Genomic DNA, 21,196 nt, shown 5'->3' with positions numbered 1-21,196 from the left:
GTCACGGCGTTGGATGGAAGCTATTTTCCCAACTTTTTCAACAACCACTTAATGGCTTGGTCTCCCGGGTTGCCGAAGGGGTTCTCATCCACCACATACGTCCAGGTGGTGGAGCCGCTGCGCACTCCGGCCGCGTCTAAGTCCACGTGCCCGTCCACCACGTCCAGCTCTTCAACAGTGGTGAGGGCTTCTGCTCGGGCGTCGTCGAGGAAGCCCTCAAAGACTCTGATGGTTTCGCGCCGGAATTCATCCAACGGGTTCTGCCGCCCCAGCGCCCGCAAGTGGATCGCGGCCCGCTGCTCAGACAACTGGGCCAAGTGATCGCTCCACATCCCGTCCAGCACAAAGAGCATTACGGCCTTGCACACGCGGGCCAGCTCCTCCTCCCCCACGGCTTTGAGGAGTTCATCCAGCCGGGGGCCTTCGGCAATGGCATCCAACGCATCCAGTGCCGCTCCCGGGGTGCGCAGGAAACGGTCCCGTTCGGCCAGCACCACCCTGCGCTGGTAGGCGATCAACTCGTTGTACTTCCACGAGTTTTGCTGCGTGGTGAAGCGTTCCTGTTCCGCGAGCCGCTGCGCCCGGTCCAACAACGTGGACACGCCCGCCTTGGTGACCAGTCCGGCGTCGTCCAAGTCTTGGGCAACAGCATCCGTGAGTTCTAGACCGTGCGCCTCCTCACCATTGGCGGCGGGATCCTCCATGCTGGAGAAGATAATACTGGCGCCGGGATCACCCTGCCGCCCGGCCCGGCCCCGCAGCTGGGAGTCCAACCGCGGCGAGTAGAACCGGCCCACGATGACCACCAACAGGCCGCCCAGCGCCGCGACCTCCTTGTGCGCCGCCGGGTCCGCCGGCGATCCACCGAGCAGAATGTCCGTGCCGCGACCGGCCATCTGGGTCGAGACCGTGACGGTGCCACGCCGCCCGGCCTGGGCGATTACCTGCGCCTCCGCGCTGTCATTGCGAGCATTCAGGACCTGACAGTCGATGCCGGCGGCCTGAAAAAGTGTGGCAAACCGCTCCGAAGTGGCCACGTTGTGGGTGCCCACCAGAACGGGCTGGCCGGTGGCATGGGCGTCCTGGACCGCCTGAATGACGGCGGCATCGCGCTGCCCGGCGGTGGCATAAATCTTCTCAGGCAGGTCCTGGCGGATGCACGACTTGTGGGATTCGATCCGGCCAGCATCCAGCTCATAGTGCGTGCGCAGGTACTCCGAAACCGCCACGGCCGTGCCGCTCATACCCGTCACGGACTTGAACGACTTAATGAGGTCCCGCACCAGCAGTTGGTCCAGTACCTCGCCCTGCTCCGTCGCGTTCAGGCCCTCCTTCGTTTCCACGGCGGCCTGCAAACCGTCCGGCCAACGCTGCAACGCTGCAACCCGGCCGCGAGAATCGGAGACAATCTCGGCTTTGCCGTCACGGACAATGTAGTCAACGTCGCGCTGCAACAAAACCTCGGCGTGCAGGGCCGTGTTGATGGAGGAAAACAGCGGCGTGCCTTCACTGGAATAAAGTTCGACGCCGGGCCACCTCACCTCCACTTTGGCTAGCCCGGCGTCCGTCAGGGACACGTTCCGCTTGTCGGATTCAACGGTGTAGTCGCGGCCTGCGTGGAGCGTTTTGACGAAGTCCGCCACGTCAACGGACTGCAATTCACTGCGTGCCCGGCCGGCCAGGACCAGCGGAAGCGTTGCCTCATCCACCAGGACCGAATCAATTTCATCCACAATGCACACCTCGAAGGGCTGCACCATGGCTTGTTCCGGCTCGGTGCACGTGCGGTCCCGCAGCACATCGAAGCCAAGCTCATTGACGGAGACATAGACAATGTCGGATGCATGGGCGCGGCGGCGGTCCTCCGACTCCATACCCTCGGTCACCGCGGCCGCCGTGACACCTAGACGCGCAAAGAACGGGCCCATCCACGCGGCGTCTCGCCGGGCAAGGTAGTCGTTGACGGTCAGAACATGAACGTGGCGCCCGCACAGGGCATGGGCTCCAGCCACCAGCGCACCCACCAGAGTTTTACCTTCTCCAGTGTCCATCTCCACCACGGTGCCGCGCAGCATGTTGGCGGCGGCCAGCAGCTGGGTGTCAAAGGGTGTCATGCCTAGGGCCCTGGTTGCTGTCACTGAGGCAGCAAATAAATAGTCCTCGAGTTCCTGATTGCTCCATGAAGCCGCGGGACTGCTCCCAGAGGAGGCGGCGGAACTGCTCCCAGAGGGGGCGGCGGAACGAAGCTTCTGCAGCAGCGCCTCGATCTGCTCGGGCGCGGCGCCACGGCTAGCAGCACGTTGGACGGCTTTGCTGACAACGCCACCGAGGCCGCTGGTGTCTACAACCCCTGGGGCGTTGAAGAGCCAGTTCTTGAACTTGTTAGGCAGGCGCAAAATACCTCGAGTCTCTGGGAACCGGTCCAGCCGGTGCTCCTACCAACGTACCCTCCCCGGCTGTAGTTTCACCGGCGGTTCCGGCAACAGCGAAAGTTCAGTGCCGCGGCGTTTGCCCGGTTGCGCTCAGTACTTTTGCGAAGGCAGCCACAGCCTACTCCTCTGTTTCTGGCCCCCACCTCTCCCCATTACCTCAGACACGCACACGCACAGCGCCCTACCGTTAGTGCGCTGCGTCACAAAAGGATCATTTGCCACTCAGTTGGGCTGCGGGGGCGACTTTTTGCAGTCTCAATGCTAAATTGTGATGCATAACACTGGCGGCGAGGGCGGCGCCGGAACTCCCGAATCGCCGGAAGGACCTCGCTTGATTACGAAAATGTCCAACCTCATTGCCCTGCTGTGGCGCGAGGTGCTTAAGTTTGGCGCAGTGGGCGGTCTGGGCTGGTTTATAGACAACGGGATCTACACGTTGCTGTGGCACGGCCCCATGTCAGATGGCACCATCAAGGCCCGCGTGGTCTCTACCATCATCGCCACCTTGTTCGCCTGGTTCGCCAGCCGGTACTGGACTTTCCGCCACCGCCGTTCCGAGCGGGTATGGAAAGAATTTGCACTATTTCTGCTGATGAACGGGCTAGGCCTTGGCATTGTGCTGGCCTGCCAGGTCATCTCCCGCTATGTTCTGGGATACACCACCTTCACGGCAGACTTCATTGCCGGCGGCGTGGTGGGCCTGGTTCTGGCCACCATTTTCCGCTTCCTGGCCTACAGGTACTTCGTGTTCAACGAAGAGCTCGGCGAGACGCTCCAACCCGTCCCGAGCGGATCAGGTCCGGCTCTGGTCGGGGCAGGTCAGCGCTGACACCACCAGCGCTATATGACACCTGGCACTGGGCCGCTAGCACCACCAGACACTGAGCACCGAGCCTGCCAGCCCCTCCTACTCGAAACGCATGGTCCCCAACACGGCGGGGGCTGCGGGCGGCCCGTCTTGCTGACCATTTGATGTTCCCTGGTCAGCTACTTTTTCCACAGCATCTAAGCCGCCGTTCACTTCACCAAATACCGTGTATCCCCCGGCGGCGTCCCGGCCAATGCTGGTGTCCCCGTAGACAATGAAGAACTGACTACCGTGACTGTTCGGTGAGCTGGTTCGCGCCATGGCGAGGGTGCCGCGTTGATACACATTGTCTGAGGGCGCGTTTTCAATGGGGCCAAACTCGTAGCCAGGCCCACCGGCGCCTGTGGCGGTGGGGTCACCGCACTGCAAAATATCGAAGCCGCCCGTGGTCAGTCGGTGGCAGGTGGTACCGGAAAAGAAGTCCGTCTCGGCCAAGTGAAGAAATGAGGCCACCGCGGCCGGCGCCTTATCGCCAAAGAGTGTCACATCCATGGTTTCACCGTTGAACTCCATGGTTCCAGTCCATTCACGGCTCTGCGCCTTGCTAGCATCAGGGGCTGCCACCGCGTCTGGATCTCCACTGGAATCCGTTTCAGGTATCAGCACCAGCACCGCCCAAACAATGCCCACTATCACCACCACCAGTGCGGCAATCAGCGCCACCATCTTTTTAGAATTGGCACTGGCAGTCTTCTTCAATGTGGGATTGTGCATGCGGATCAGTCTAGGAGACATCCAGACCCTCGCCCGCCAGATGTTCCCTGCCAGCCCTCCCCCGCCACAGCGCTACCGGCGGCTGCGGGCAATCACAGCCTCAATCTCCACCGCAGTGACACCATTGGCCAGAAGGAACGCCCGAACATTCACTCCCTCAACAAAATTCTCCACAGCCTGCCCGCGCCCCTGCACCACCGCGGAGAGCTCTCCCGCCTCCAGATGCCGTTCATAGGGATGTTTCACGGGGGCCACCAAATGCCACTCATTAATACCCCGTGTGGCCCGTTCGTCCTCCGCAACCGCCAACTCCGCCTGCCCCAATAACATCAATAGCAACGTGGCAATGAGCCCGGTCCTATCCCGCCCGGCCGAGCAATGAATCACCACCTTGCCCTTTGCCGCAGCTAATTCCTTGAACACGGCCGCCACCCGTTCCGGAAACATCTCCAGCATGTCTGCATAGAGCCGTGGGTGGTTCATATAAGGATGGAAGTGGTCCCGATAACGTGGATGCTCAGGGTCCTCCGTGGGTGAATGGACCACGTTGAACCCCGCCTTGGCGGCCTCACTCACCACCGGGTCGCTGGGCCTGTGCTTACGCTCGCCAGAGTTGCGCAGGTCAATGACGGTACGGACGCCGTCAGTGTACAGTTCTCTCCAGCCACGTTCGGTGAGCCACTCGCTGCGTCCCATCCGGTAAATATCGCCTGCAAGCAGATGCGCATTGACGGCCCCCTCCCACTGCGGCCCAGTCACCGCTTTTTGGCCAATCGGTAGTCAAGGCCGTTGCGCACTTGCGGCCATTCGGCAGCCAGAATGGAGAAGACCGCTGTGTCCCGCAACGAGCCATCAGCCATGCGGATGTGCGCGCGCAGCACGCCGTCCTGTTTGGCGCCGAGCCGGGCAATGGCTCCGCGTGATTGCATGTTCATCCAGTGCGTGCGGAATTCAACGGCCACACAGCCCAGACTTTCAAAGGCGTGCCCTAGAAGCAGCCGCTTGGCGTCTGGGTTGGTGCCGCTACCTTGCACGCTCGCGGCATTCCACGTGGAGCCAATCTCCAAGCGAGGCACGCCTGCGTCAATGTTCATGTAGGTAGTCATGCCGATGACCTGCCCAGGCTCTCCCGTCTCCGGATCGTTGAGTCTTATGGTGAACGGCAGCATGGAGCCGACCTCTTGGAGGGCAAGACGCCGCTGAATCTCCTGGCTCATTGCCTCTGGCCTCGGAACGGAGGTGTACCAAAGGTTCCACAACTCCCCGTCTGAGGCAGCAGCCACCAAACCCTCATGATGTTCCAGACTCAGCGGCTCAAGCGTTACGTACTTACCCTGGAGGGTAACTGGGGCAATCTCGGTCATGGGAAAACCCTAGCCGATGCCGTGCCCTGAACTTATGCGTACCTCACACTGATGAACCGGGCGCATATTGGTTGATGCGCCGCCCAGCCACCCAGCCCAGCGCAGCGCATATTTTTTCGCGGCACGGCGAATCCGCACACGCGGGCCGCTTGGTGGTCTGAAACCATGAGCTGGCAGAGGTGGAACCCTCCGATGAGGCGTTCATGTGTGGGCGTTGGGTCAGCGCATTTTGGGGGAAGGCCTACCAAAGGCCGCAACCCTAGTTCACCATGGCCAATCCCGAGGGCAATGAATTCTGCATCGGCTGAAAGCTAGATACAACAAAGGCTGGACAGCGGTGTAACCGCTGTCCGGCCTTTGTTCTACAACTCTTAGATGCCGAGCCCTATGAAACTAGTGACGACGGCGGACCGAGAGTACTGAGAACGCGCCCAGCGCAAGCAGCATCAATGCGGCGCCGATGAATATGACCGAGCTCGTGGAACTCAGACCCGTATGAGCCAGATCATCCTCGCCAGCCGGCGTGGTCGCAGGCGTCGTAGCCGGGGTCGTCGCGGGTGTACTAGCAGGCGTCGTAGCCGGGGTCGTCGCAGGCGTCGTAGCCGGGGTCGTCGCAGGCGTCGTAGCCGGGGTCGTCGCAGGCGTCGTAGCCGGGGTCGTCGCAGGCCAGGCGTCGTAGCCGGGGTCGTCGCAGGCGTCGTAGCCGGGGTCGTCGCAGGCGTCGTAGCCGGGGTCGTCGCAGGCGTCGTAGCCGGCGTCGTCGCAGGCGTCGTAGCCGGCGTCGTCGCAGGCGTCGTAGCCGGCGTCGTCGCAGGCGTAGTAGCCGGCGTCGTCGCAGGCGTAGTAGCCGGCGTGGTCGCAGGCGTAGTAGCCGGAGACGGGGTCGGGCGCACGTCTACTTGGCAGCCGAAGTCATCGTCTCCGAGCAACGGGAAAGCGTGCATCTCAGATCCAACTCCACGGTGATTCAAGTTCCCCGCTACGAAGATCCGTCCGTTCGTTCCGGACGCAGAGACCTCAGTAGTCCCTCCTGAGGAGGGCACCAAGATGCTGCCCGGAATTTGTGCCGAACCGCCAACACTCACATTGGCCGCCCCCTCGAAGTTCCACACCAGCCGCGCCGCAATGGCACCAAACGGAGACTCCTCCGGCGCTGTGGCGTTAGTGCTCATGACAGAGCCAGCATCATCCAACAAGGCATTGAAGAAGAGTCCAGCGGTAGGTACGCCCGTCACGTTGACAACAACACGTGTGTTGGCAGGGATGTCCTTGAACTGCAGAGAGAGGTTGATTGCGGCGGTGCCCAGCTTGCTGCCATCCACAGTAAAGACTTGAGGGGATGAGACGCCATCGCCCGTCAACACAGCGGACCAAGCATCCAGTGCGGCCGTGCCGGTGTCAGGCAGGGCGGAGAACGCCTCTGAGCGCTCTTTCAATAAAGCACTGAAATCCGTGTGGCTAGAAACTGCGGAGGCATCCGGAACGGACAACTCGCCACCATTTGTGACCAGTTTCCCGGCCGGGACTTTGTTGGCACCCGCAATACGTACGGCCCCGCCTTGGTCCGTGCCGAATCCAACGTCAAGGGTGGTCCCGTTGCTGCTTGCATCCCCGCCCACCAGCAGCATATCCGCGCCGGGTGTAGGTCTAATCTGCGAGCCAACTCCAACAACCCCAATGTTGTACCGGCTCGCATCAGCCTTATTAAAAGAGGCATCTCCCATGACCACAACGAGCCCTTCAGCTTCAGCTGCCTTCTCAGACACCGTGAAGTTGCCGCCAACAAAAATATTGGTGTTGTTGTCAAACCCTTCCACCGCACCGTTGCCCAGCCCGGGCATGTTCTCCGGGCAGGCAAACCCGCCGTCAGCATTTGCCGTGGGAATCACTGCCAAGAATCCGCCCACAGTCAACGCTGCCGCCAATGCGGACGCGGCCAGAATGGCTGAGCCCCTGACGGAACTCGAACTACTTTTTTTCAAAATTCTCAACCCCAATTGTTTGCAACCATGACACCCCGTACTCGTGGGTAACATATTTGAAACTATCCAAAAGGACCATGAAGCGCACCTCAGTCCATCTTCTCCCGCAGATCGCTGAGCGTTCGGGCTGAAACAACGTCAAGCAGGGAGGATTGAACTTGTTCGATATTGATTGATAATGGCCCACCCTGACCATTCGGGCAAGCAACATTCGCTAAACTAGCTATTTGGCCAGTAGCGCGCACGTCACCCGCTGACAGCTTTTTTGAAAATCCATCAACTTTACTTATCGACACATTCCGTCACATTGTGACGCGCCCCATCACGCACCCCTCCCAGCTAAGATCGTTAGCGTGAATGCAATGAATCTTCCTCCCCAGGTATCTGACATCTTCGATCCCACCCGGTGGCGCGTGGTGGAAGGCTTCGACTTCACTGATATGACCTACCACCGGCAAGTGGAAAGGGACTCCGATGGCGCCATTGTCCGTGACCTTCCCACAGTCCGCATCGCCTTTGACCGGCCAGAGGTGCGCAATGCATTCCGCCCGGCCACAGTCGATGAGCTGTACCGGGCCATGGACCACGCCCGCATGACCCCTGACGTGGCCACCGTGCTGCTGACCGGCAACGGCCCCTCCCCCAAGGACGGCGGCCACTCCTTCTGCTCCGGCGGCGATCAGCGCATCCGCGGCCGCGACGGCTACAAGTACGCAGAGGGTGAAACCAAGGAGACCATTGACCCCGCCCGCGCCGGGCGCCTGCACATCCTTGAAGTGCAGCGGCTCATGCGCACCATGCCCAAGGTGGTCATTGCCGTGGTCAATGGCTGGGCGGCTGGTGGCGGGCACTCCCTCCACGTGGTCTCGGATTTGACCATCGCCTCCCGCGAGCACGGCAAGTTCAAGCAGACGGACGCCACCGTGGGCTCCTTCGACGCCGGTTACGGCTCCGCCCTGCTGGCCCGCCAGATCGGGCAAAAGAAGGCCCGCGAGATCTTCTTCATGGCCCGCGAGTACTCCGCCGAGGACATGGTGTCCATGGGCGCCGTCAATGAAGCCGTGGCCCATCAAGACTTGGAAAACGTGGCGTTGGAATACGCGGCTGATATTGCCCGTCAGTCCCCGCAAGCCATCCGCATGCTCAAATTCGCCTTCAATCTGGCCGACGACGGCCTGGCCGGCCAGCAGGTCTTCGCTGGGGAAGCCACCCGCCTGGCCTATATGACGGACGAGGCAGTGGAGGGCAAGGAAGCGTTCTTGGAAAAGCGCGATCCCGACTGGTCTTCCTTCCCCTACTACTTCTAGGAAACACCTCCTGATGAACATTGAACCCCTGCTCAAAGCACTCTCAGACGCACTCGCTGGCGAGGGCCCCGCGGTCCAGATTTCCCCCGATGGCAGCTTCGCCCTCATCCCGCAAGCCGAGCTGGGACTGCCCGCCGGCAGCGATACCGAGATTGCCGCCGTCGTACTGACCTCCGGGAGCACAGGCACCCCCAAGCGCACCCTGCTCAGTGTGGATGCGCTGGCCGCCTCAAGCGTGGGAACGGCGATGGCGCTCTCGGGTGAGGGGCAATGGCTGTTGGCGTTGCCCATGAATTATGTGGCCGGGCTGCAGGTTTTGGTGCGCAGCCTGTTCGCCGGAACCCGCCCTTGGGCCATGGATTTGAGCGCCGGATTCACCCCTGAGGCGTTCACTGAAGCCGCCTTGGAACTGACGGACAAGATGCGTTTCACCTCGCTGGTGCCCACGCAGCTCAGCCGCCTGTTGAGAAATCCCAGCGCCGAAACCCTGACCGTGTTGCGCCGTTTCAACGCGATCCTGCTCGGCGGCGGGCCTATCAACCCGGTGCTGCTTGAGGCCGCACGCGGTGCCGGGCTGAAGGTTGTGACCACCTACGGCATGTCTGAGACCTGCGGCGGGGCCGTATACGACGGCGTCCCGCTCGACGGCGTGCACCTCACCATCCGCGATGGCCGGGTGCTGCTTGGCGGGGACGTGGTGGCTTCCGGATACCTGGGAAATTCGGCCCTCACCGAAGCATCCTTCTTCGAGGAAGAGCACCACGGCGAGATGGTGCGTTGGTATGCAAGCGGAGACCTGGGCGAGTTGGATGACCAGGGACGGCTGCGTGTTCTGGGCCGTGTTGACGATGTCATCATCACCGGTGGGCTGAAGGTTTCCGCGGCTGCTGTCACCAATGGGCTGCACCGGGTGCAGGGCGTGCGCGAAGCGTTTGTGGTGCCCGTAGATTCCCTTGAATGGGGACAGCAGGTAGCCGCCATGGTGGTTGCCTCCTGCTCCGAGTCTGAACTATTACAGGGTGCGGCAGCTGTTTTGGAGCCACATTTAGTGCCCAAGACTGTGGTGTTAGTCTCCGAACTGCCCTTGCTAGCCACGGGAAAACCTGACAGACGCGCCATTTTGGCGGCACTGACCGAAGCCTCCCGCTCCGCCTGAGCGCGGAAAGAGGCAGAATTAACGTAGGGCTCTCTGGCCCGCTGACTTTTTTATCTATATAAGGAGTAACGCTGTGGCCACTGTGGGTCAATGGATTGCCGGGGCCCGGCTGAGGACCCTTCCCATGGCAATTGCCCCCGTCATCATCGGTACTGGCGCAGCCTACGATTTGGGTGCTCTGCACTGGGGGCGCGCCGTCTTGGCCGCCCTGGTGGCGTTGTTGCTGCAGATCGGGGTGAACTACGCCAATGATTATTCCGATGGCATCCGCGGCACGGACGAGGTCCGGGTAGGTCCGTTGCGCCTGGTGGGCAGTGGGGTTGCGAAGGCGTCGCATGTGAAGATGGCGGCGTTTGCGGCGCTGGGACTGGCCATGGTTGCCGGGTTGGCCCTGGTGTTGTTGTCCCAAGCGTGGTGGCTGTTGCTGGTGGGCGCCGGCGCGGTTCTGGCTGCGTGGGGGTACACCGGCGGCAAGAACCCCTACGGCTATATGGGGTTGGGAGATGTTTTTGTGTTCATCTTCTTTGGCCCTGTGGCAACGTTGGGTACCACCTTCACCCAGGCCGGGCAGGTGAGCACGGCGGCAGTGTTGGGCTCAATCGGCACTGGACTGATCGCCGTCGCACTTTTGATGGCCAACAATGTCCGTGACATTCCCACTGACACGGAGGTGGGCAAGCGGACTCTGGCCGTGCGGCTGGGCGATAAGAACGCGCGGCTCAGCTATGTGGTGATGCTGGTGTTGCCGCTGGTGCTCATGATGATTCTGGTGCCAGCCAAGCCGTGGATTTTGCTGGTGCTGCTGCTGCTGCCGTTCATGCTGATGCCCAGTTGGTTGATGCTCAAGGGCAAGAAGCGCAAGAGCCTTATTCCTGTCCTGCAACAAACGGGGCTGATCAATCTTGGATTCAGCGTGTTGTTCGCCGCGGCTATGATGCTGACCGCGCTGTAATTGCTCGGCCCCTGCTCCGTAACTGCTGAGCCGGGCGGGCCGTTAGGCGAGCAGCTCAGGCGGGTTCGGCGCCTGCGGGCTTGTCCAAGGTGGCTGTGCCTGATTTGCGGTCGGCGTCAATCCAGATGTCCGGGTTTTCGTCGATGAGTGCATCCTCGGCGTCAGCGTCCGCCATGGCACCGGCCGACTGGCTGGTGGTGGCGTTGGGGGCGAAGGTTTTGGCAACAATAGCAGTGGCCCCGTCACGCTGCTTGCGTAGGAAGAAGAAGCTGACCACAAACGCACACAGGGCCGCAATGAGGGCTGCGGTGAGCGGGGTGAAGTTCAGCGCCATGTAGGCGATGAGGAAGAATGCCAAGAAGAGCACGCCGCGGATCAGGGAGTATTTGATGAAAGCCACGTTCTCAGTTTAGCCGCTGAAGCTGGGCATCTGCCCTACGTCATTGCCGAGCCCGATTTTTCGCACAACGCTAGAATGAAGTATGCGCTATATCATTCCATTGACTTTAGGTGTTGTCCTGTTTGTGTACGGACTCATTGACTGCCTTCGCAGTGAACCCAGTGACGTACGCAGCATCCCCAAGCCTGCATGGGTACTGGTGATCATCTTCTTGAACGTCATTGGTGTGGGGCTGTGGTTCCTGTTCGGCCGCCCACAATACGCCTCTGCGTCTTCGGGTGCTTCTTCGGGTGCCGCCACCAAGTTTGGACCGTCCTCGAGCGGCCAACGCAGCCCGGCCTCTTCCGGTAACCATCAGCGTTCCTCCGCGCCCGACGACGATCCCGAGTTCCTGCGCAACCTTGCGGTGAACAGGGCCCAGATGCTTGAGGCAGAGAGGCTTCGCAAGCTCAAGGCAGAGTTGGAGGCCCGTGAGGCCAAGCTCCGCGAAGAGCACCCCAACGACGAAACGAAGAAGTAGCTTCCCCGCACTTCCTGTGTGAAGAAAACGCTCTCCGGAGGGTGCCTCGCGGTAAGGCCAGCTCCGGTTTACAGCGCGTGAATTCCCGCCAGGGTAGAAAGCACTTCAGAGTCACAATGAAGAGGGGCGGGCAAGAGATGCACACGCATGCATCTCTTGCCCGCCCCATAGGGTTAATTACTGTGGTCTTCTCAAGCTGTCGAGGACCACTTACTGCTGGTATTACTGGCACTACTTGTCTTACTACATCCGTCTCCTCCTGCTTGACGGCCCGGTATTACTGGTACTGCTGTGGTTGTCTCAAGCTGTCAACAACCACCTAATGATGGCACTGCCATGGTCTTCTCAAGCTGTCGAGGACCACTTACTGCTGGTATTACTGGCACTACTTGTCTTGCTATATCTTGTATTGCTATATCCGTCTCCTCCTGCTTGACGGCCCGGTATTACTGATACTGCTCTTGCTGTGGTCTTCTCAAGCTGTCGAGGACCACTTACTGCTGGTACTACTGGCACTACTTGTATTGCTATATCTTGTATTGCTATATCCGCCTCCTTCTGCTTGACGGCCCGGCATTACTGGTACTGCTGCGGTCTTCTCCATCTGATAAGGACCACTGATTACTGCAACGGTGCTTCCCCCTCGACAACCAAATACAACTACTTTGAACGGGGGAACTTCCGTTCTCTTGTTCTTACGAGAAAAAATATAACCACTCTTTGAAGTCTCGTCAAGTCTAATTTTTGTCCGTCTGAGTCAGGTCATATGTTGGGGATGATTCAGGACCATCTTTGTGCCTGCCACTGGCTCCTTTGCTGAGTCAGAACTGCAGGGTTTAGTCACCGAAACTGCGGACTCAAGGCTACTAATCTTTTCTGAATTGCGCGCCCATCCCGAATCGGGGATGGCGTGCTTTAGGTGCGGTGGGACAACTTGGCCTTGAGGAGTGCGTTCTCGGTTTCCAAGGCGAGAACCAAGCGGATTCCGGAGAGGTTCAGTCCTAGTGCGAGCAGTTCGGCTATCCGGTGCAGCCGGGTGAGGTCATCTTCACTGTATCTTCGTGTTCCCCCATCGGTGCGGCCCGGCTCTAGGAGCCCTTTGCGCTCATAGAGCCTCAGGTTTTGTTGGCCCATCCCCACAATCTCAGCTGCGACGGAGATAGCGTACACCCCGCGGGCCCGTGGATGTTCTGCCACTTTCGTCACTCCCTTTCAATGGTTCAGCTCAATGATCCATCAGGTTCTACTAAAAGTTATCTTGCATCAGCGTGTCAGTCATGTTATAAAAATTCTATACCCGCCAACACAGATCGAAGCGGGGTAGTTACAGAAAAATAGTGTGACACTGACAAGGAGTGACTAACCATGTTGATGCGTACAGATCCTTTCCGGGAACTCGACCGGATTGCCCAGCAGGTTCTGGGCACAGCTAACAGGCCCGCAGCCATGCCCATGGATGCTTGGCGTGATGGGGACACCTTCGAAGTTGAGTTTGATCTACCCGGGGTGAGCCCGGACTCGATCAACCTAGATGTAGAACGCAATGTCGTGACGGTCAGGGCTGAACGGCCAGCCTTGGACGGGAAACTGGAAATGCTGGCATCCGAACGGCCACGCGGGGTGTTTAGCCGGCAACTGGTCCTCGGTGAAAATCTGGATACGGAGCAAATCCAAGCCAGCTATGACAGTGGCGTGCTGACCCTCCGCATTCCCGTTGCCGAGAGAGCCAAACCACGCAAAATCTCCATCACCACCAACGAAAAGGAGTACGAAGCCATCAATGCCTAACCTTCCAAAAACCAGGCAGCTCCTGTTCTGAGGGGGGCGGCAGGGTAGAGACAGTGGCGGTCCCCGGACATAGGGCCGGGGACCGCCACTCACAGCTATTCCCGCAAGGAAGCCATCACCCTTGCATAGGGGGCTTTCCCTCACGGCCTAAGGCAGTGAAATGGTATGAAAGAAGCTTCTCATCTCTACACAGACCACTCCATATTGATCCGGAGGCTACAGGCGTTGCGTTAGGGATTCGAAAAGATTGCAGCAGTGGGAACCAGCCACCAGGAGGTGCAGTTAGATGAGCGCATGGCGTCGTTACGATTCTCCCTTATTACCAGCCTTCAACGAACGTTTTGAACAACGTTGGGGCAAAGGCACAGCTCCCTTTCTTGACCCTGAATTACACGAACAACCCCTACCAAGAGCGCAATGGATCAATGTGGACACCGGAGCGGCAGTAGCCGTAGTCCCAGTCTGGGCTGGCGATGAAAGCAACCGCTCCTTCGCTACCTTCTATCTGCCACCGGGAGGAGATATATGGCTACTGCGCCCCGGCAGCATCGACTATCTGGAATCCCAAACAACCCAGCACATCACCCTCCGCAACCAGGCGTTCAAAAAAGCAGTCGAGTACGCAAAAGCCTTCATCTACGGACCCGACGACCACGACTTCTAAAGCCACGCCCTCAGGCCGGCTTCAGCAGCTAATCCGCTGCAAAGAACCATTGGGCGGACGGTCAGGTGCGTGCTAAGAATGACGGTATCGGCCGAAAGTCACAAGTTAGATGTCAACTAAACCTTGATCAGACCCAAAGAATGCCTCCGCGGCTACTTTCGGTCGTCCTGAGCAGTGACGGAGTGCGTTGAGGAAACCCGGGGCCGGTCTTTCCAAGCGCCGGTTGACCACAAGGTCACCGCGATGAGCGCTGGCTGGAAGAAGAGTCGCACCAGACGCTTGGAGTCGGTGTCGAGCCCAAAGCCGTCGCGCGCATGCAGCCACTGGGCGATGTTCCCGGGGAAGACGGCGATAAAGAACAGTGCCACCACCCACCCCACAGGGACGCGCCGACGCGCGAGCAACATCAGCGCCGCACCAAGGGTGATCTCGACAATGCCGGAAGCTACGACGACCAGGTCGGCATCAAGGGACACGAACTTCGGGACCTGCGCCTGGAATTCCTCGCGGGCTACTGTCAGATGGCTGACGCCGGCGAACGCAAGAATTGCACCCAGTACTAGACGAACGATCGTGCGTGGCGTGGATGTGCGTCCCGACGGCGCGACGAGTCGTGCCAGGAATGACTTGCCGTGATCAGTCATTGTGAACCTTCCCAAGAATCATGCCGTGGTTTTGTGGTGCGCGTCGTAGGATCACGAGCTGATTTCATGAGCATAGTAGCTTTGCTCATACTCTTCAGGGGCGCGGTGTCTCATAACCTAGTTGCCTCTAAACCTATGGGTTTCGAGACAACTAGGTTATGAGACACCGACTGCGGTTTCCACTCAGCCGCGGACATCGCAGAACGCCAACATCTACGTGTGTCATTTTCCCAAGACGAACGCAAGAATATCAGGAGTGGTGTTCTCTCATCTGATTTTCAGAGGTGCTAAGCACGGAATTTCAGAAGGTCTCAGCACAACCCTCCATTGCCCGCAGTGGAACCGTCATATCTCACAGATCCCTGACCATAGAGAATTCACCGTGCTTTCCGGCTTGCGCTTGTCACCAAAATTCATGACAACAACAAAGAAGCTTAAAGTTCTGAGTGCTGATCCCCCGATAATAATGATTATCTAAGGCAGGCGATATATCGCGTTCTATCGTTACTTGCTAAGTTGTGACGTTGTAGATGCAACGCACCCACGCTGGTGGAGGTGGTGTTCTCACTTCCACCAGCGTCAGTAAACGTGTATCTCTTCCTCGGAAATCCCGCCTGACTGCTGAGCACCGACCGGGCATAGTCGCTAGGTCTCACCGTTGGAGTTAGCCTTAGCTCTCTGGTGCGGTGGGATGAGGCAACAGCTGCCGTAGTTAGTCTGTGTGGTGTGGCCCGGCCACCATTTCGGCCAGCTTTACCAGCGAACCCTCCAACTGTTGCGCCTGGACCAAGGGAAAAGATACCTGTGCAAGTACAGACTTGTCCGTAACTTGGCTCCAATCATAGGTAAGGGAGACTCTGGTGGATGACGGTGACTCGGCCTCCAGCTCCCACACCCATTGCCAGCCAGTGGGTTCCTCTCCGGAACTCGCTGTTTTCCAGGCAAGAAGCTTGTTTACGTCATATCCGACCACATAGTTGTCGGTCTGATAGTTACCGCCCAGCTTATCCAGATACATGTTCATGGTAAAGATCTGCCCCACAGCGGTGATTCTGTCCGTTTTCTCGTCTGATTGCACCATGCCAGAGCCATCGAGCTCTGCGTGGTTGGCAGGGTTGCTCAGTACTTTGAAGATCTCCTTCGCCGGGGCATCGAACAGGCGGGCAACAGTAATTTTTCCTTCGTTATCAGTCATTACTCCAGCATGTAGCAGTCCGTGTAGGGATGACAAGTCCCCGGGGTCCCCGCGCTTACAAGATTCTGATTACAGGTAGAGGAATGACCGCCCAAGACTTTACTCAGAGCCATATCGGGATCACCTAGCCGTTTCATCTAGCCTCGCGGACCTTAAAAATGGCACAACGAAATCCGCTAATGAATAAGGCTGTTCGCAAGGGCACCAGCAACTGATTGCTCGTATACCGCACTGCGATGGTCCCTGAAGAGGCAGCTGAAGTGGCCCGCTGCAGTTTGGTCCAAAGCGGTGATGGCTACCGCACTGCCCGGCTTCTGGGTGCTCTCCCTTATAGATTCCGGCGTGGTCAATGATGCGCTGATGTCAGTGCAGTCATTCCAAGACACGCCGGCCGCCCACAAGGTGCTCCTAACCGGAGTCACTGCCTTGACCATGTCCAGCAACGACACCAAGTAGCCGTTCCCGAGGTACTAACAATCCCCTCACCACGTCACCACCACTAACACGGGCAACGGACGACGGATCCTGAAATTGATGTGTTGGAGCAAGCTCAAAATAGTAGTAATCGTAGTAGGACTACTACAACGATTACTAGACAGGAGGTCTCCCGTAGCTGAACAATCAGTGAAAGATCGCGTTTACACCGCCGCCGAGCAGATCAGCGCCGAGCGCAACCCCACGGTCGCCACCGTGCGCGAAGCCGCCGGGGTGTCTAACGCCGACGCAACCCGGTTTTTGAAGGAATGGCGGACTGAGCGTGATAGCGCTGGATCTAAGATCGCAGCCACCCCGGCGACCATTACTGAGCAGGCCCTGCACTTGGCCGGCACGGTTTGGGCCGAAGCGCTCCACACCGCCACAGCAGAGCACGCCATCATTGAAAAAGCTTGGCGAGAGGAGAAAACCCACAAGGACCGGGAAATCAACGAACTCGCCGCCGACCTCGACACCGCAACCCGCACCCACCAAGAAGCCCTCAAAGAACTGCAGACTCAAGCCGAAGAAAGCAACCAAGCAGCCCGTGACAACGCCACCGCGGCCGCCGAGGCCAGGGAACAACTAGCCCTCGCGGATCGAAAGCATACAGAGGAAATCGGGGCACTGAAAAGCCAAGTCGCCGAGGCCCGCGCCACCATCGAAACCCTGCAACACACACAGAACGCACTCATCGCGCGGATAGAACCAGCAAGCAACCAAACGAAGAAATAAGCCACGCCGAAGCCGCCACTGTCCACGGCTGATGGAGGGAATCTGGCCGTTGTGGCCGGGGCAGCGGCCGCGTCCAACCTCTGAGCACGATGCCTTATCAGGTAGCCAGTTAGCACTCGCGGGAAGTTCAAGGGCGAAGCGGCCCGGCGCTAGGTTCCCACACTGCCTGACAGTATCCCGGCCCCCGAGCCAATCGCGAATAGCGGGCAAACTCAGACCACCCAAAAAAATCGACTTGACGAGATTCCAGAGAGTGGTTATATTTTTTCTCGTAAGAAAAAGAGAACGGAAGTTCCCCCGCTGAAAGTAGCTGTAGTTGATTGTCAAAGGGGAAGCACCGTTGCAGTAATACCCGGTCGTCAAACACTTTGAAACGACCACAGCACTACCGCAGTACCAGTAACACCAGCAGTACTTGGACGTCGACAGCTTGAGACAGCCAAGGCAACACCAGCAATATCAGTAGTAGGTGGTCCTCGACAGCTTGAGAGGACCACAGCATTACCGCAGTACCAGGCCGTCAAGCAGTAGGAGACGGACACAGCAACACAAGCACTACCGCAGTACCAGTAACACCAGCAGTACTTGGACGTCGACAGCTTGAGACGGCCAAGGCAACACCAGCAGTATCAGTAGTAGGTGGTCCTCGACAGCTTGAGAGGACCACAGCAACTCACCCTATGGGGCGGGCAAGTCGAGTGCATCTGAATGCATCCCTTGCCCGCCCCGCACCATTTATGAGGCTTTGACAAGCAATAGCTCGTCCCAGTGGGTGGTGTAACGGGGGCTGAGCATGTCCCGTTTCATAGACCAATCCGGTCCGCCTCGGAGACCTGCACTTCCCAGGCCGATACTTCCGCGTCCGTACTTCTTAGAGACGGATTCCATCAACTGGCCTATGCCGCGTTCTTCATGGGGGTTCTCGAAGAGTTCCAGCGGTGACTGGTTACCGGTGGGGCGCAGGTCGGTGACCATGATCCCGGCACGCACGTATTTCACACCCTCGTAGATCCGTTCACACAAGCTATTGGCGGCTTTGTGGAGGAGTACGGGATCTGCGGTGGGCATCGGCAACGGCACACACACCGAAGGGTAAGAGATGTTGTCCTGGTTGAAGTGGGACGTACCGGCAAAAGCAGTCAAAACTTTTGCTTGGAGGCCGTGTTTGGCGAGGCGGGCGCTGGCTTGTTGGGCGTACACGCTCATGACTTGGCCCATATCTGCGGCCGTGGTCACGGGGGTAGCGAAGGAGCGGGAGAAGATCAGTTGATCTTTACCTACACGTTCCTCTTCCATGGGGATACAGGGGGTGCCTTGGAGCTCCAAAACGGTGCGCATCAACACCACGGAGAAGCGGTCACGAATCATCGCCGCGCTAGAGTTCTTCAAATCAGAATGGTGTGGATTCCCATGGCGTTGAGCCGTTTGGTGAGGCGGGTGGCCACGCCCCACAACTCGACCACGGATAACCTGGACATCAACCCATCCCGCACCTCTTCGGGGATGGATTCCCAGTGGCAGACACCGGCGAAGTCTGGATTGTGCTTGGCGAGCTTATTAGCCAGCTTCGCCAGGCCTTTCGTTGTAGCGATGCCAACACATACCGGGACGCCGACGTGCCGGCGAACAGCGTCCTTCATGGTTCGTCCCAGCTGGCGCAACTGAACAGGGGTGCCGTTGACGCCCAAGAACGCCTCGTCAATGGAATACACCTCAACCCACGCACTGTACCTACCCAGCAACTCCATCACACGGGAACTCAGGTCACCGTACAACTCATAGTTACTCGAAAGCGCCACTAATCGCTTTCCGCGCGGAATTGCATCAGATGCAAGATGTTTGAGTTTGAACCACGGCTCCCCCATCGGGATGCCCAGCGCTTTTGCCTCGGCGCTGCGAGTGACCACGCAACCATCATTGTTCGACAAAACGACCACGGGGATGCCCTCCAAAGAGGGATTGAAGGCCCGTTCTGCGCTGGCATAGAACGAGTTCACATCAACAAGAGCAATATAGTCACTGCTAGGCATCAAGGCCAGACTTGCGGGGTCAGCGGTGCGGATACGCATCAAAGCACCGCCCTAGTTCCGCAGGTCATGTAAACACGTTTCAGCGACGCCCCACACCGTCAGAGAATTAGCGTCCGGAACTTCAATATCCGGGTAGTTGGGGTTCTCCGCATGTAAGACCACTCCCCCGGCCTTCAGGAGAAGACGCTTAACGGTCAGCTCGCCGTCCAAGATCGCAATCACGATAGACCCATCCCGAGGCGTGAGCGCCCGATTGACGATCAACTCATCGCCATCACTGATGCCAGCGCCCTCCATGGAATCCCCCGACACCCTCACCACGAAAGTGCTCGTGACATCCCTAATCAGATGAGTATTGAGATTCAGGGTCCCATCGAAGTAGTCCTGAGCAGGGGACGGATACCCCGCCGCAACCAACACTGGGGCCAGCAAAGGGTGTGCCACAGGGGGCGCGAAGTCTACTAAACATACATTCAATAAATGAGCCATGACACACCAACTACTAGAAATAGAGTTCTACTAATCCAGTGTAGGCCCACCCACTGACAACGACCATGACGGAGGAACAGAGATTGGTTCTCTGCCTAGGGCTCGGCTCCTAGACTCAACAGCCGATAGCCCTCTTCGGCTTGCGGCGCATGACTTCCACACCTGCCTGATAGTCGGCTGCGTCCATTTCTGTTTGCTCAATGACGCTGCCCTCAATACGTTCCACGGTTCCGAAGATCTTTTCCGCATTTATGAAGGCGGAATGCCCCGTCATGGGGCAGACTTACGTGGTGAAAAAATTTGCGCACGCTGTTGTTGAAATCTGGGCAAAACGGACAGGTCTTGAACAAATTCTGTTGCTGGTCTCCGTCTTCCTGCTCTGCTCCATAGTCGTCTTGTTGGTCATGCTGAGGCGTGATTCTGCACCTATGGCAACTGAGTGGGGTCCTGTTGCGTCCTGGGCGGGTGTGGTTGTGACGTTCTTGGGTTTTGTCGGTGCGATTGCGGCATTGAAGGTTCAAAGGGCTGCAGTCGATGTCACCGTGGAGCAGCACAACACCGCCAAGGAGGCCAAGGCTATAGCTGAGGGCGTCGAGGCGGAGAAGGCCGCGCTCGAGGCACAAAGAATAAAAGAACAGGCTGTAAGCGCTGTTCATCTCAAGGTTTTTATGAGCCGCCCGATCAAACCTAGCGAGGCCATTTACGACGATCAGAGAGAGCTTTTAGTTGGATGCACCCTCAGAATCCTTAGGGGCGGACGATACAAGCATGTGAAGCTCACTCTCCCAGAAGTGCCGAAAGGGTTCAGAGTCGTTGAGGCCCCACCAGCCAATCTCGGCGACCTCACGGTCGGGATAAGCGGTGTAGATGCCAAATGGCACCTTCGTGGGGAAAATTGGCCTTACGGCCCCGAGTCACAGGCGAAAAAATGGTTGTCTGATCGGATCTTTGTCACGTTCACTGATTCATCCGGCATCAACTGGAAGCTCTATGGGAACGGGGAATTCGCTGAAATTTCTGAGAATGTCGGTGCTAGTTCTCCAAACTAGCTTTAGGGGTTTGCGGTTCGTCCCAGTTCCAAGGAAGTGGGACACTCCCCCACTGAGACACTGACGGTCGTGAAACATGTAGGGATTCCGCGTAACTTGCGTGTACCAATAGTTATGCCGAAAGTGCCGGCACGTACGTGCGTGCGGAACGAGCTTTTGGACCGATCGATTCCCTCCCGCAGTGCCTGCTCGACAGGCCCTTGGCGTCCGGCTTGGAGTTGTAGCGTCTTGTATCCCATGGGATACGAGGCACTTAGGTTACGAGACAGTCGAGGGCAGTTTTTGCTAAGACGGCTTGACACCGCCGAGGAGTGGGACACAGAAATGCCCCGGACCTTGATTGGTTCGGGGCATTTCGGCTCTCCGTGGTTCGTGGTGAAATCTGGTTTCGTGTCCTTGAACGAAGGTGGCCCGTAGCCCTGTTGTGATGGAT

General features: G+C 58.5%; 21 protein-coding genes and 1 pseudogene. 10 read left to right on the top strand and 12 right to left on the bottom strand.

From position 1 onward, the window contains the following. Positions 1-20: 20 nt before the first annotated feature. Positions 21-2,396 carry an accessory Sec system translocase SecA2 gene (gene secA2, locus CVS29_RS05655; RefSeq protein ID WP_170120908.1) on the bottom strand — a complete coding sequence of 792 codons (2,376 nt, stop codon included), beginning with the start codon at positions 2,394-2,396 and terminating at the stop codon, positions 21-23. A 367-nt stretch (positions 2,397-2,763) separates the two neighbouring features. Here secA2 and CVS29_RS05650 point away from each other — a divergent pair, with 367 nt between their 5' ends. Continuing rightward, positions 2,764-3,261, top strand: a complete 498-nt coding sequence (locus tag CVS29_RS05650; protein ID WP_170120907.1) for a GtrA family protein — start codon at positions 2,764-2,766, stop codon at positions 3,259-3,261. Between the two features lie 78 nt (positions 3,262-3,339). On the opposite strand, the gene CVS29_RS05645 is transcribed toward CVS29_RS05650, so the two are convergent. The 4 genes from CVS29_RS05645 to CVS29_RS05630 all read right to left on the bottom strand — a co-directional run bounded on the left by CVS29_RS05645 (position 3,340) and on the right by CVS29_RS05630 (position 7,360). Then, entirely contained in the window at positions 3,340-4,014 is a 675-nt protein-coding gene (locus CVS29_RS05645; RefSeq protein WP_245932086.1) for a peptidylprolyl isomerase, read from the bottom strand. 72 nt (positions 4,015-4,086) lie between these two features. Continuing rightward, positions 4,087-4,773 carry a tyrosine-protein phosphatase gene (locus CVS29_RS05640; protein ID WP_245932085.1) on the bottom strand — a complete coding sequence of 229 codons (687 nt, stop codon included), beginning with the start codon at positions 4,771-4,773 and terminating at the stop codon, positions 4,087-4,089. After that, positions 4,770-5,378, bottom strand: coding sequence for a GNAT family N-acetyltransferase (locus CVS29_RS05635; RefSeq protein WP_110105381.1), 609 nt, complete (start codon positions 5,376-5,378; stop codon positions 4,770-4,772). The genes CVS29_RS05640 and CVS29_RS05635 overlap by 4 nt, the downstream gene beginning before the upstream one ends. A 485-nt stretch (positions 5,379-5,863) precedes the next feature. Next, complete coding sequence (locus CVS29_RS05630; protein ID WP_170120906.1) at positions 5,864-7,360, bottom strand: choice-of-anchor A family protein; 1,497 nt, start codon at positions 7,358-7,360, stop codon at positions 5,864-5,866. A 362-nt stretch (positions 7,361-7,722) separates the two neighbouring features. On the opposite strand from CVS29_RS05630, the gene CVS29_RS05625 reads away from it, so the two are divergent. The 3 genes from CVS29_RS05625 to CVS29_RS05615 all read left to right on the top strand — a co-directional run bounded on the left by CVS29_RS05625 (position 7,723) and on the right by CVS29_RS05615 (position 10,775). Continuing rightward, on the top strand, positions 7,723-8,667 hold the full coding sequence (locus tag CVS29_RS05625) for a 1,4-dihydroxy-2-naphthoyl-CoA synthase (protein ID WP_110105644.1): 945 nt from the start codon (positions 7,723-7,725) through the stop codon (positions 8,665-8,667). A gap of 13 nt (positions 8,668-8,680) precedes the next feature. Next, positions 8,681-9,823 (top strand): AMP-binding protein, encoded by a 1,143-nt coding sequence (locus CVS29_RS05620; RefSeq protein WP_110105379.1) that lies wholly within the window; start codon positions 8,681-8,683, stop codon positions 9,821-9,823. 73 nt (positions 9,824-9,896) lie between these two features. Further along, the gene (locus CVS29_RS05615) at positions 9,897-10,775 is read left to right on the top strand and encodes a 1,4-dihydroxy-2-naphthoate polyprenyltransferase (RefSeq protein ID WP_110105378.1); all 879 of its coding nucleotides are present in this window, start codon (positions 9,897-9,899) and stop codon (positions 10,773-10,775) included. 55 nt (positions 10,776-10,830) lie between these two features. Here CVS29_RS05615 and CVS29_RS05610 read toward each other — a convergent pair whose 3' ends face one another. Next, complete coding sequence (locus CVS29_RS05610) at positions 10,831-11,175, bottom strand: DUF4229 domain-containing protein (protein WP_110105377.1); 345 nt, start codon at positions 11,173-11,175, stop codon at positions 10,831-10,833. 82 nt (positions 11,176-11,257) lie between these two features. Here CVS29_RS05610 and CVS29_RS05605 point away from each other — a divergent pair, with 82 nt between their 5' ends. Beyond that, positions 11,258-11,695, top strand: a complete 438-nt coding sequence (locus CVS29_RS05605) for a PLD nuclease N-terminal domain-containing protein (RefSeq protein WP_110105376.1) — start codon at positions 11,258-11,260, stop codon at positions 11,693-11,695. A 915-nt stretch (positions 11,696-12,610) separates the two neighbouring features. Here the strand turns inward: CVS29_RS05605 and CVS29_RS05600 are convergent. Then, entirely contained in the window at positions 12,611-12,892 is a 282-nt protein-coding gene (locus tag CVS29_RS05600) for a MerR family transcriptional regulator (RefSeq protein WP_245932084.1), read from the bottom strand. A 168-nt stretch (positions 12,893-13,060) separates the two neighbouring features. On the opposite strand from CVS29_RS05600, the gene CVS29_RS05595 reads away from it, so the two are divergent. Together CVS29_RS05595 and CVS29_RS05590 are read left to right on the top strand one after the other, a co-directional pair. Further along, positions 13,061-13,483: an Hsp20/alpha crystallin family protein gene (locus CVS29_RS05595; RefSeq protein ID WP_110105375.1), complete on the top strand. Its 423-nt coding sequence runs from the start codon at positions 13,061-13,063 to the stop codon at positions 13,481-13,483. A gap of 286 nt (positions 13,484-13,769) precedes the next feature. Next, a complete protein-coding gene (locus CVS29_RS05590) occupies positions 13,770-14,147 on the top strand; it encodes a hypothetical protein (protein WP_110105374.1) in 378 nt (125 codons plus the stop codon). Positions 14,148-14,299: 152 nt separating this feature from the next. Here CVS29_RS05590 and CVS29_RS05585 read toward each other — a convergent pair whose 3' ends face one another. Then, on the bottom strand, positions 14,300-14,791 hold the full coding sequence (locus CVS29_RS05585; RefSeq protein WP_110105373.1) for a DoxX family protein: 492 nt from the start codon (positions 14,789-14,791) through the stop codon (positions 14,300-14,302). A 712-nt stretch (positions 14,792-15,503) separates the two neighbouring features. Further along, on the bottom strand, positions 15,504-15,986 hold the full coding sequence (locus CVS29_RS05580; RefSeq protein ID WP_110105372.1) for an SRPBCC family protein: 483 nt from the start codon (positions 15,984-15,986) through the stop codon (positions 15,504-15,506). 291 nt (positions 15,987-16,277) lie between these two features. Between CVS29_RS05580 and CVS29_RS18375 the strand changes: the two genes are divergently transcribed. Both CVS29_RS18375 and CVS29_RS05575 read left to right on the top strand, forming a co-directional pair. Beyond that, complete coding sequence (locus CVS29_RS18375; RefSeq protein WP_170120905.1) at positions 16,278-16,442, top strand: hypothetical protein; 165 nt, start codon at positions 16,278-16,280, stop codon at positions 16,440-16,442. Positions 16,443-16,610: 168 nt separating this feature from the next. Continuing rightward, positions 16,611-17,195 (top strand): DNA-binding protein, encoded by a 585-nt coding sequence (locus tag CVS29_RS05575; RefSeq protein ID WP_245932083.1) that lies wholly within the window; start codon positions 16,611-16,613, stop codon positions 17,193-17,195. A gap of 735 nt (positions 17,196-17,930) precedes the next feature. Here CVS29_RS05575 and CVS29_RS05570 read toward each other — a convergent pair. From CVS29_RS05570 to CVS29_RS18370, 3 genes and pseudogenes are all read right to left on the bottom strand, one after another. Beyond that, positions 17,931-19,225: pseudogene (locus CVS29_RS05570) on the bottom strand (Y-family DNA polymerase). Positions 19,226-19,276: 51 nt separating this feature from the next. Continuing rightward, positions 19,277-19,669, bottom strand: a complete 393-nt coding sequence (locus CVS29_RS05565; RefSeq protein WP_245932082.1) for a LexA family protein — start codon at positions 19,667-19,669, stop codon at positions 19,277-19,279. A gap of 160 nt (positions 19,670-19,829) precedes the next feature. After that, positions 19,830-19,988: a hypothetical protein gene (locus CVS29_RS18370; RefSeq protein WP_170120904.1), complete on the bottom strand. Its 159-nt coding sequence runs from the start codon at positions 19,986-19,988 to the stop codon at positions 19,830-19,832. On the opposite strand from CVS29_RS18370, the gene CVS29_RS05560 reads away from it, so the two are divergent. Then, positions 19,987-20,763: a hypothetical protein gene (locus CVS29_RS05560; protein ID WP_110105369.1), complete on the top strand. Its 777-nt coding sequence runs from the start codon at positions 19,987-19,989 to the stop codon at positions 20,761-20,763. The genes CVS29_RS18370 and CVS29_RS05560 overlap by 2 nt on opposite strands. Positions 20,764-21,196 lie beyond the last annotated feature (433 nt).

The organism is Arthrobacter psychrochitiniphilus, assembly GCF_003185915.1.
GTDB lineage: Bacteria > Actinomycetota > Actinomycetes > Actinomycetales > Micrococcaceae > Specibacter > Specibacter psychrochitiniphilus.
The sequence above is the reverse complement of the archived record's forward strand: the minus strand, read 5'-3'. Positions and strand labels throughout refer to the sequence as shown.

Bases quoted from the DNA above. Each gene is read 5' to 3' on its own strand.
- CVS29_RS18375 (WP_170120905.1), top strand. From the start codon at position 16,278: ATGGCTACCGCACTGCCCGGCTTCTGGGTGCTCTCCCTTATAGATTCC.
- CVS29_RS05645 (WP_245932086.1), bottom strand. From the start codon at position 4,014: ATGCACAATCCCACATTGAAGAAGACTGCCAGTGCCAATTCTAAAAAG.
- CVS29_RS05585 (WP_110105373.1), bottom strand. From the start codon at position 14,791: ATGACTGATCACGGCAAGTCATTCCTGGCACGACTCGTCGCGCCGTCG.
- CVS29_RS05560 (WP_110105369.1), top strand. From the start codon at position 19,987: ATGGGGCAGACTTACGTGGTGAAAAAATTTGCGCACGCTGTTGTTGAA.
- CVS29_RS05625 (WP_110105644.1), top strand. From the start codon at position 7,723: ATGAATCTTCCTCCCCAGGTATCTGACATCTTCGATCCCACCCGGTGG.
- CVS29_RS05635 (WP_110105381.1), bottom strand. From the start codon at position 5,378: ATGACCGAGATTGCCCCAGTTACCCTCCAGGGTAAGTACGTAACGCTT.
- CVS29_RS05590 (WP_110105374.1), top strand. From the start codon at position 13,770: ATGAGCGCATGGCGTCGTTACGATTCTCCCTTATTACCAGCCTTCAAC.
- CVS29_RS05580 (WP_110105372.1), bottom strand. From the start codon at position 15,986: ATGACTGATAACGAAGGAAAAATTACTGTTGCCCGCCTGTTCGATGCC.
- CVS29_RS05595 (WP_110105375.1), top strand. From the start codon at position 13,061: ATGTTGATGCGTACAGATCCTTTCCGGGAACTCGACCGGATTGCCCAG.
- CVS29_RS18370 (WP_170120904.1), bottom strand. From the start codon at position 19,988: ATGACGGGGCATTCCGCCTTCATAAATGCGGAAAAGATCTTCGGAACC.
- CVS29_RS05605 (WP_110105376.1), top strand. From the start codon at position 11,258: ATGCGCTATATCATTCCATTGACTTTAGGTGTTGTCCTGTTTGTGTAC.
- CVS29_RS05620 (WP_110105379.1), top strand. From the start codon at position 8,681: ATGAACATTGAACCCCTGCTCAAAGCACTCTCAGACGCACTCGCTGGC.